10 protein-coding genes are annotated in these 9,391 nt (G+C 48.7%); 3 read left to right on the forward strand and 7 right to left on the reverse strand.

Annotation, left to right across the window (positions count from 1 at the left end; genetic code table 11):
- On the forward strand, window positions 1-648 hold a 648-nt coding region (locus tag IQ260_RS21660), incomplete at its 5' end, for a lysylphosphatidylglycerol synthase transmembrane domain-containing protein (protein ID WP_193995171.1).
- Between the two features lie 22 nt (window positions 649-670).
- Here the strand turns inward: IQ260_RS21660 and IQ260_RS21665 are convergent.
- The 4 genes from IQ260_RS21665 to IQ260_RS21680 all read right to left on the reverse strand — a co-directional run bounded on the left by IQ260_RS21665 (window position 671) and on the right by IQ260_RS21680 (window position 5,738).
- Window positions 671-1,285: a phycobiliprotein lyase gene (locus tag IQ260_RS21665; RefSeq protein WP_193995172.1), complete on the reverse strand. Its 615-nt coding sequence runs from the start codon at window positions 1,283-1,285 to the stop codon at window positions 671-673.
- 65 nt (window positions 1,286-1,350) lie between these two features.
- Window positions 1,351-1,725, reverse strand: coding sequence for a hypothetical protein (locus IQ260_RS21670; RefSeq protein WP_193995173.1), 375 nt, complete (start codon window positions 1,723-1,725; stop codon window positions 1,351-1,353).
- A 119-nt stretch (window positions 1,726-1,844) separates the two neighbouring features.
- Window positions 1,845-2,342 carry a hypothetical protein gene (locus IQ260_RS21675; protein WP_193995174.1) on the reverse strand — a complete coding sequence of 166 codons (498 nt, stop codon included), beginning with the start codon at window positions 2,340-2,342 and terminating at the stop codon, window positions 1,845-1,847.
- A gap of 270 nt (window positions 2,343-2,612) precedes the next feature.
- The gene (locus tag IQ260_RS21680; RefSeq protein WP_193995175.1) at window positions 2,613-5,738 is read right to left on the reverse strand and encodes a tetratricopeptide repeat protein; all 3,126 of its coding nucleotides are present in this window, start codon (window positions 5,736-5,738) and stop codon (window positions 2,613-2,615) included.
- Between the two features lie 508 nt (window positions 5,739-6,246).
- On the opposite strand from IQ260_RS21680, the gene IQ260_RS21685 reads away from it, so the two are divergent.
- Window positions 6,247-6,414, forward strand: coding sequence for a hypothetical protein (locus tag IQ260_RS21685; protein ID WP_228016331.1), 168 nt, complete (start codon window positions 6,247-6,249; stop codon window positions 6,412-6,414).
- Window positions 6,415-6,738: 324 nt separating this feature from the next.
- Here IQ260_RS21685 and IQ260_RS21690 read toward each other — a convergent pair whose 3' ends face one another.
- The 3 genes from IQ260_RS21690 to IQ260_RS21700 all read right to left on the reverse strand — a co-directional run bounded on the left by IQ260_RS21690 (window position 6,739) and on the right by IQ260_RS21700 (window position 8,254).
- The gene (locus tag IQ260_RS21690; RefSeq protein ID WP_193995176.1) at window positions 6,739-7,161 is read right to left on the reverse strand and encodes an HNH endonuclease; all 423 of its coding nucleotides are present in this window, start codon (window positions 7,159-7,161) and stop codon (window positions 6,739-6,741) included.
- A complete protein-coding gene (locus tag IQ260_RS21695; RefSeq protein ID WP_193995177.1) occupies window positions 7,158-7,514 on the reverse strand; it encodes a hypothetical protein in 357 nt (118 codons plus the stop codon). Before IQ260_RS21695 ends, IQ260_RS21690 begins: the two co-directional genes overlap by 4 nt.
- Before the next feature lie 242 nt (window positions 7,515-7,756).
- On the reverse strand, window positions 7,757-8,254 hold the full coding sequence (locus tag IQ260_RS21700; RefSeq protein WP_193995178.1) for a hypothetical protein: 498 nt from the start codon (window positions 8,252-8,254) through the stop codon (window positions 7,757-7,759).
- A 431-nt stretch (window positions 8,255-8,685) separates the two neighbouring features.
- Here IQ260_RS21700 and IQ260_RS21705 point away from each other — a divergent pair, with 431 nt between their 5' ends.
- Window positions 8,686-9,330, forward strand: a complete 645-nt coding sequence (locus tag IQ260_RS21705) for a myosin/kinesin family protein (RefSeq protein ID WP_193995179.1) — start codon at window positions 8,686-8,688, stop codon at window positions 9,328-9,330.
- Window positions 9,331-9,391 lie beyond the last annotated feature (61 nt).

Below are 9,391 nucleotides of genomic sequence, written 5' to 3' on the forward strand. Positions count from 1 at the left end.
CAGGCCTATCCGTGGCGCTCGCTTTTGGGAGAGCTGGGGTTTGTGCTCCTGCGCGGTCTGGGTTTTATGATGACGATTGTGGCGCTGCAGGCATTTGAGCCCAGCCTGTTTTTTCCGATTTTAGGGGCGTTTAGTGTGGCCTGGTTGTTGGGCCTGGTGGTGCCAGGTGCCCCCGGCGGTGTGGGGGTGTTTGAGGCGGTTGCGATCGCACTTCTAGGCAACTACCTTTCCAGCGGCCTATTACTCACCAGCGTTGCCCTTTATCGTCTCATCAGCACCCTGGCCGAAGCCCTCGGTGCAGGTCTAATTTGGCTAGAAGAACGCATCACCCAGTTGATGAAACCCGTAGCCAAGGCAAAACGACGACTTTTACTCATGCCTGCCACCGACATAGATCTGTACCCACCAGAGGCGCAAGATTCTGAGACCCCAGAGACTGTCCAGCCTGAGACTGTCCAGCCTGAGACTATTCAGCCAGACGGCTCTGAACCCGAGGTATCTGAACCTGACATGTCTAAGCCAGAAATATCTGAGCTAGACACCTCTGAGCCAAAAATATCTGAGCCAGACACGTCCGAGATAAGCACCTCTGAGACAGTAGACGCAGCTTCCTATTCAGCGTCTCTTTCGTCTACAAACAAGGGGTAATAAACTCGTGGTCCCTAGGTTTCTACCAGCCCATCGCAGCCAGCTGCGATGTCTGCTCAAAGGCAGCTACCGCCTCGCTATCGTCTAGGGGTGACACTTCCACTGGGTTTCCATCCACCAGCCGGGTCTCAGCACAAAATGACGCCGTATTAAACCCGCCAAAGCGCTTCACAATGCTGCTGCGCATCCGCAAGTCCGGTGTTACAAACCAGAACCGCTCCACCGAACTCATGGTGTCATATTCAGTCTCTAACACCAGACCGTCTTCATCGTCCATCTCGTAGCGGCCCACCACCGGTACAATTTCCGCATAGCCCCGTTCGCGCAGCAAACGACCTTTACGAGGATTATCCTCATCGGGGACCAGGGCAAATACAGTAGTCCCTTCGTGGTTACCTTCACCATCGCGGTCCCAGGCCATTTCGCCATGCCATGCAACATAGGCACCGCCCACAGCCAGAGCCGGTTCGATTTCGTGCAGATTGCAGATGGCAATAACTTTTTCGTTATCTTTACCGAGGGGCTCGACAGTAATACTAGAGCCGCCTAGCTCAGCCCGACGAAAGGGCAGATGATGGGTGGTGCGTTGAGACTGCCATTGTCCAGCACTATGCTGGAAAAATTCCATTACATCCATAGGTGCGATCAGGATTGATGCTTTCCCTTATGATAAACCGCTAATGAGAGGGTTTTGTCGGTGGGTTACGGTTCACGACGAATTTGATCACCGCTTAGGTTGGTGCGATAAACATAGGTTTCGTTAGTTTCGGTATCGACGACTTCGACTTGCCAGCCTTCGGTCAGGGCGGCGAGGCAGCTTTCGGCGGGGCCACCGAGACCGAGGCAGCCGTCGGACCAGGTTTGGCGGCTGTGGCTTTGAAGGGTGATTTGGTCGGTAGGGATACCCAGGTGGTTGGCAAGGTCGGTGCGGACCTGAGCTTGGATAGTATCAGGTAGCGTATTTTGGGATATGTCGGTCACAGGTGCGTTGGGGACGGGCTGGGCTGGCACAGGTGGTTGGATAACACAGCTGAGCAGAAGCGGAGTGCTAAGCAGAGACAGCAATATAGAGCGCATGGTGAGAACCTTATGAAGTGGGATAGGTCCACTCTAGCGCCAGCATTTTGGGGTAAAGGTTTGGTTTCAAATCTTGAGACAGGGCCTGATGGCCGTCTCTACTTTGAACGATAAGCCTGTTATTGCCACTGTATGAATTGGTTGATTTCGTCTAGCGGCTGGCTGTTTTCGGTATTAAATTTCAAGTACGGGCTGCACGAACAGATTTGGCTGAGGCCATCGCGCATGGCAGTGACAATCTCGTTTTGCCGTTCCTGGCTAAGTGTTTTAAATCCTGGGCCAGTGGTTACATTTACGGTCGTGGAGAGTTTCCACTGGGTGATTTTTGTTACGAGTTGTTGGTCAGGGTCTAGGTCAAGCATAACGCTGTCAAATTCTTGCAGTTCACTCGGGGTGAGTGCTACATCTTGAGATGCTGTGGTGCCGGGTGATGATAGTTCTGGAGCTGTGGGGGATAGGGTTTCGTAGTTGGCAAAGGTTGTTGAGGCACCGGCTTGAGGTGTTAGCTCACAGCTGCTGTTGAGCACGGCAATGATTCCGAGGAGAGGGAAAAATGGTTTCTTCCAGTGGTCTGCTAGGTTTATGGTTAGTTTATGTTTTTGAAGTTTTTTGGACATGACAAAATTCCGATCCAGTTCCCTGTAGTCCAGTCAGGGATCCTCTGGTTCGGAGGGATTTTGTTCATGCCATAGAACTTTTTATATTAGATAAACGGGTCTTTATGGCAGGTTGAGGACGAAGGATGGAGAAAATGTCTGAAATGCGAAAGTTTTGGGGTTATGTACTGTCTTGATTAACCCTTTACTTGCTGCATTTTGATAAGCGTTCCCTGAGCGTAGTCGAAGGGGACGCTTACGTATTTTTTGCCTTGGATTAAAGGTGTGTTTCTACGGAGTTATGAGATCTGAGAAGCGTGGGTCGTTACGGAGGCTGTCAAAATGAGTGTCGGTTTTGGCCATTTCTCGATATTTTTCTGGAACAAAAATAATAGCTTGTTGGAGATTTTCGAGGGCAGCGTCGGGGTTGCCCAAGAGAGTGTAGTAACAGGCTTTGTTGTAATGAGCTTCTTCGTTATCAGGTTTGATTTCGAGAACTTTGTTATAACTGGCAATAGCCTCGTCATAGCGTTCTAATTGACCCAGCATATTGCCACGGTTGTTCCAAGTTAAGTGACAGTCTGGTTTGTGCTTGAGTGCTTGATCATAACTAGCAATGGCGTCCTCACAGCGATCTAAGTGACCTAACAAAATACCCCTGTTATACCAGGCTTCATGTTTGTCGGGTTTGTGCTCGAGCACTTGCTCATAGCTCGAGAGCGCTTCTTCATACCGCTTTAACTTCACCAATGCACTACCTTGACTATACCAGGCTTCGTGGAAGCAGGGTTCATGCTTGAGCGCTTGGTCGTAACTGGAGATCGCTTCCTCATAGCGCTCTAATTCATCCAGTATCCAGCCTCGATTATACCAAACTTCATGGTAGCTAGGCTTGTGCTTGAGCGCTTCATCATAACTCGTTATTGCTTCCTCATAGCGTTCTAATTTATCTAGTGCCCAGCCTCGATTTGCCCAGGCTTCGTAGTAGCTAGGCTCGTATTTGAGTACTTGGTCATAACTGGCAATCGCCTCCTTGTAGCGTTCTAGTTTATCCAACAGCATGCCCCGGAGGTACCAGACTATGAAGAAGTTAGGTTTATGAGCGAGGGCTTTGTCATAACTGATGATAGCCTCCTCGTAGCGCTCTAATTGACCCAGTGAAGTTCCTCTGTTACACCAGGTTATAAAGAAGTTAGGTTTATGCTTGAGCGCTTCGTCGTAGCTTATGATGGCTTCTTCATGGCGCTCTAAATTATCCAATGCAATGCCTCGATTATTCCAGGCTGCGTAGCTATAAGGTTGATATCTAAGTGCCGTATCATATCCCTCAATCTCATTCTCGTAGCGCTTGAGTTGACGTAGCGCAATGCTTCGGTTGTACCAAGCTTGATAAGAGTCTGGTTTGTACTTGATCGCTTCATCAAAGCATGCAACTGAATCTTCATAGCAGCCTGCTTTGCCAAAAGTGAGACCTAACTTAGGTGCCAAAAGATCATTACTGAACTCAGGTGCGTCTGCTGTAACAATTTCCTTTGCCTGTGCTCGAGCTCGATGCAACCACGCTAATTGCTGATAATCAGGTCCATATTTCCCCTGATAAAAATATGCGACAAATTTAGCTAATCCCGTCAGCCTTTCTGCGTGCTTCCAACAAAAAGCTAGAGATCGACTTACATCTTTACCCATACAAAGCGAAAACTCTTCCCCTACATAACAAGAAGTCAACAAACCCTCTAAATGATCGGAATATCTGAGTTGCCATCCTTGATCGACAATCTTTTTGATATGGTTTAGAGCTTTTTGAAGACCTAGCTTGATCAAAGGCTGAATGTCTTCTTGATACTCTGCCGAAATAGCTTGTAAAGGGCGTTGAACAATTTCCTCAGCCGAGAAATAAACTCCTTCCAATGCCCGAGTGATCAACTGCAGCTCAGCCTGTTTTGGGTTAGCAAATAGTTGATGATATAGGGCCTCAGCCTGGTAGCTGCGCCAATCTTCACTGTCATATTGCTCAGAGATATGGGCGTCTTCCCAAAATCCCTCATCTGCTAGGGCAACGTAGTGGTCTGCCAACGCTTGGTGAGTCGAGCGAAACTGTTGCTGACTCTCTTCGTAAAACACCTGTCGTAACACATCCCGCGCTACGTCATCAAAGCGATGTTCGGTTTCAGTACGTTGGGTAAAGGGCAAATCTAGCAGCCAACGGAACCGCCCTTTTGCCGTTTCCGTTGGCTGCAGCGGTATCTCTAAATCTGCGCAGCGGGTCAGGTGTTTAATCAGGTCGCCATCAAACCGCCGACAGCAAGCAACAATCTGCACCAGCTGAGTTTCATGGGCCGTAAACTGCCGCAGCAGCACCTTTTTGATTTCCTGTGCCCCTTCAGTAAAGTCCGGCTCCTGGCCCTTGTTATATTCCTCTCGCACCCAGTTGAGATAGTAGGGCAGTCCCCGCGTCGCGGTGATAATGCGCTTGACTCGATCATCGTCGGTAATGCCAATTTTCTGGAGATATTCCCTGGCCTGGGTATCTTCAAACCGTTCTAGCTCCTGTTCATAGACGGCGCTATCGTTCTGGTGGCGTTCGCTCCAATGGTCTTTATTCAGCAGCCGCTTACGCCCCGCTGAGACAATCCGCACCGGGTACTGCTGTAAAGCTGTATTGCCTAGCAGCGTGCTACAGAGCCAACGGTCCACCTCCACTGGCACTTTTTCGTAAAAATCTAGCATCAATAGCACTGGCTGCACCGCCGCCTTGGCCTGCAAACTTTTGACAAATGCTTTGGTTAACTCCAGCAGCGGGTTTAGCATCAGGGCCTGAAGCTTGTCATCGTTGCGGGTGGCCTGGTGCCGGTTTAACAATCCCTTGGCATCATCCAAGATGGAGGCTCCTAATTCCCCCAGCTCACCAATGTGGGGAGCGGCGACGGCCATTGCTGTCCCCACCGGATTGCCCGCTGCAAATATGATCGATGCACCTTGCAAGGCCAGCTGGCTATATTTTTTGACGATCTCGATTTGTTTATCGCTCGCCTGTGCGGTCCCATCCTCTGTTTTCGTTTTCAGAGTTTCTAGGGTGGTGGCATAGCGTCGCTCTAGCTCATAGAACGGATCTTTTTGCGGGTCGCCCACCGTGGAGGAAAGCTGACTGTGCAGAACTTTCATCACGCCCAGGGGGGTGCCTGTGTTGGCCGTATCCCCAAATTTCACCTCAGCAATGGTGACTTGTTCAGGAATAGTGCAGCGTTTTCCATGGGCTAGCTGCGCCCGATCTAGCAGGGTGGATTTGCCGACGCCGCCAAGGCCCCACGTGTGGAATACTGCAGGCTGCTGGACAGGTGACTTAAATGCGAGGTCCAGATTTTCTAAAAAGCTATTGGCAGCAGGTCGGGCGACGTACAGGCTATCGGGTAGGGCCATAGATACAGGGAGGGCAGCTGTCCCAATTCTAACTGGCCTGTTTGGGGTTGTCAGATATCGCAGTTAGGCCATTGATATCGCAGGGCAAGCTCCTACAGGGGGTGGTCGGTGGTTAAAAATGTGTATCGCTAATTTGCATACCCATTGACTCAGCACAAATGTGCCCGTATGCTTCTTTATCAAGCCGCGTTTGTGCGGTGATCATACAGAACTCAATCTTTAGCACCGTTGGCGGGTGTAGCAGCACCCAGCCAACGGCTAACCCCCGCTGATCTGACCAGTCGGAGGCTTTGGTTATGGTACCTTAGCTGTCCCGATGTGCATATTTCGGGGCAGCTAAGGAGCGAGTTCTGGCTTCCTTGTCGTTTATTACCTCAAACAGGAAACCAGAACCATGCCAGTGACAACTCAACTGCAGACCGCAGCACCGTCCGCCCTGCGCGACGTGCCTGCCCCCATCGTGCTGCCCGCCATCCCCGCGACCAGCTCACCATTTCAGCCCGATAAGGTGCGCCATCTGATCTTTGGCACCCTTGCCACCGTCGGGTTCACCATCAAGGACCTGCACAATCGCGGCTATGCCGAACCCAACGATTGGAGTCAGCCCCTACCCACCGGTCGCCCCGGCGAAGTCATGGCCATCCTGACCAAACGCGTGGAGGAACCTCAAACGTAGGTTGGCGTTGAGGCACGAAACCCAACAAATCCGATATCCTGATCAAGCGTATTGAGGAACCCCAAATGTAGGTTGGCGTTGAGGCACGAAACCCAACAAATCCGATATCCCCAGGGGCAACATATTTGGAATGTTGGGTTTCGCAAGGCTCAACACCAACCTACTCTTCCTCCTCCGCACTAGCTAAAGCGGCCATCAGAGGACTTGTGCTCAGTGAGAACCTTATGAAGTGGGATAGGTCCACTCTAGCTTCGGTATTTTAAGGTGTAGAGTCAGTTACAGATTTTGAGACGGCAGCAGCCTGATACTTGTGACAGATAATCCCTACTCAGGGATCTTTATAAGGTCAGCATTGATTAAAATACGGCGTTCTTCAATGCGCTCAGATTGATTCATTTTTAAGAGTCTGACTGTTGCTATGCCTTCTGGCGTTTTTCCAAGAAGTTGAGCGTCTTGATACCGGAAATGTTCTGGCCACCTATCTTTGCGTGGATGATAGAGCGGCACAATGCTCCCTGTTGATGGATCAACGGACGCTATGTCACTACCTTTGTTGCGATTGCAAATAACGCAAGATAAAGCCAAATTCTCTAATTTTGTGGCTCCGCCATGTTTCTCGGCAATGATGTGGTCTATCTGATGAACTGATAGGGCAACCATTTCGGGCAATTGGCAATACTCACAGACACCTTTGGCTCGTTTATAAACTTGTTGTCTGAGATCGCTAGAAATATAGCTGCGACTCATAGAGCTTCATTAGTCTGTAATTTAGTCAGTGCTCTAGCTTTTGCTATACGAACAATGTGTTCGATGTATTCGTAGTGCTGCCAAAGTTGTTCTTCAGCTGGGGTAAGACCAACGTTACGATTTTTATCAAGTAGGCTATCGATCTGGTTTTGTAATGCCTCAGATGGCTTTAGGGCAAGAATTTCGGCTGGGCTGGGCAAACTGGCAAGGAGTTCTAGGATATCGGCTAGTCCTGAGAAACCAGGCTGGGCTGTAGCATTGAATTCCCGTAAACCTAGCTGGATGACGGTGGGGAGATTGTCAGGGCTAAGGCTAGCGACGAGTTCGTCAGGCAGGTCTAGGGTAATTTGCATGGAATGGGTCAGTGAGGATGTAGCTATTCTAGTTCAAGGCTAGAAATTAATGTCCGAAAGCTTCGGGTCCTACTATGTATGCTGACGATACAGACTTCGGCAGCATACGCCCTGGATAGCTCTGCCGATGCTTCTAGGTCACTTATGGAGTCTATTGGGAGAATTCTCTAGTCCTAAACAATTTTTTTTGGTGATACCTGCCCATGAGACAGTGGAGGGTAGGGGCTAAGTTATTGGCCTTGCTATTGCCACTGTATGTATTGGTTGATGTCGTCTAGTGGCTGGCTATCTTCGGTATTAAATTTTAGGTAGGGGCTGCACGAACAGATTTGGCTGAGGCCATCACGCATGCCAGTGACAATCTCGTTTTGCCGTTCTTGGCTAAGTGTTTTAAATCCTGGGCCAGTGGTTACATTTACGGTAGTGGAGAGTTTCCACTGGGTGATGTTTGTTACTAGTTGTTGCTCAGGGTCTAAGTCAAGCATAACGCTGTCAAATTCCTGCAGTTCACTGGGGGTTAGTTCCAGACCTGGTGATGTTGGAGCCTCAGGCAGTGGCAGCTCTGTAGGGGCGGAGGGTAGAGACTCGTGTTGGGCAAACGTTGTTGAGGAATTGGCCTGAGCTGTTGAGTCACAGCTACTGTTGAGGAGGGCGACGATGCCTAAAAAAGGAAGAATTATTTTCTTCCAGTGGTTTGCTAAGTTTACGTCAAGTTCATATTCATCAAGCTTTTTGGCCATGACTAAATTCCGATTCAGTTCCCTGTAATCCGGTCAGGGACTCTCTGAATCGGAGAGATTTAGTTCAGGCCATAGAACTTTTCATGTTAGATAAAAGTGACTTTATATTTTTCACTGCTGATCGACCTGATGTAAGCAAAGCAGCCGTGATGTGTTGACAATAACGATAGGCTTAGGCATTACTCACATCCTGGGCCAGCTGTTGAGATGTAAGTTTGCAGATGAAACGCAGATTTTTGCGATTAGCACTTACGGTGTCAATTGCATCTTTATGCATCTGACTGCTCTAGTAACGCCGTCGTCTTATTAAAAGGTTACCGTTAAGCATTGATAGATTTCAGCCTTTTTACAGGAGTTGAAGAAGTTTTATCAGCAGAGTAAAACCAGGCATAATAATTTGAATAGTATGAAAATACATATATTGAGAAATTATGCTGAATGCTACTTTACGCAGTCGCCTCAACGATCAGCCCAACCCGTTTAGTAGCAACCGAGTCGATACACCTTTTCAAGAACATCCCGACTTAAAAGATGTCTATGAAGACGAGTTTAGAGCATTAAAGTCGGCGTTGTTTGATATTAAAAATGACTCCAATTCCCAAAGTAACGGTGTTGTTGTCATGGGTGAACCTGGGGCAGGGAAAACACATCTAATGATGAGACTGGCTCAAGAGACACTTAAAACAAATCGTTTACTGTTTATCCGTCAGCCTAACAATTCTGAATCTATCTTATTCCATATCTATAGCCGTATTCTAGAGTCATTGGTCGAGCCTGTTCTAGACAGCCAGTACAATCAGCTTCAGTATTTGCTCGCCAATAGTATTATCAGTTTTTTGCAGGAAGCAAATATTGGTGGTCCATTATTAGACAGATGCAAAGATGACCCCTTGCAGATCTATAAAGCAATGGGTAGAGCAGGCACAGACGTTCGCCGAAAAAACTGGGATCGGCTGATTAAACAAATTAGACCTTGGTGGATAAACAAATACGGAGGTGCAGCGTACTCCCAGCAATTCCAAATTCCAAGATTAGGACATTGTAATGCCCTAGCCATAGTTCCATCAGAACACTAACAACGTTTTAGGAGGTATTGGTTCGTGCCTTTCGTGCCTTTCGTGTTTTTCGAGGTTTGGG

The sequence above is a fragment of the Leptolyngbya cf. ectocarpi LEGE 11479 genome (genome assembly GCF_015207065.1).
GTDB classification, from domain to species: domain Bacteria; phylum Cyanobacteriota; class Cyanobacteriia; order Phormidesmidales; family Phormidesmidaceae; genus Leptothoe; species Leptothoe ectocarpi.

Excerpts from the sequence above, each read along its gene's own strand:
- IQ260_RS21665 (WP_193995172.1), bottom strand. The coding sequence starts at position 1,285 with ATGGATGTAATGGAATTTTTCCAGCATAGTGCTGGACAATGGCAGTCT.
- IQ260_RS21670 (WP_193995173.1), bottom strand. The coding sequence starts at position 1,725 with ATGCGCTCTATATTGCTGTCTCTGCTTAGCACTCCGCTTCTGCTCAGC.
- IQ260_RS21675 (WP_193995174.1), bottom strand. The coding sequence starts at position 2,342 with ATGTCCAAAAAACTTCAAAAACATAAACTAACCATAAACCTAGCAGAC.
- IQ260_RS21680 (WP_193995175.1), bottom strand. The coding sequence starts at position 5,738 with ATGGCCCTACCCGATAGCCTGTACGTCGCCCGACCTGCTGCCAATAGC.
- IQ260_RS21690 (WP_193995176.1), bottom strand. The coding sequence starts at position 7,161 with ATGAGTCGCAGCTATATTTCTAGCGATCTCAGACAACAAGTTTATAAA.
- IQ260_RS21695 (WP_193995177.1), bottom strand. The coding sequence starts at position 7,514 with ATGCAAATTACCCTAGACCTGCCTGACGAACTCGTCGCTAGCCTTAGC.
- IQ260_RS21700 (WP_193995178.1), bottom strand. The coding sequence starts at position 8,254 with ATGGCCAAAAAGCTTGATGAATATGAACTTGACGTAAACTTAGCAAAC.
- IQ260_RS21705 (WP_193995179.1), top strand. The coding sequence starts at position 8,686 with ATGCTGAATGCTACTTTACGCAGTCGCCTCAACGATCAGCCCAACCCG.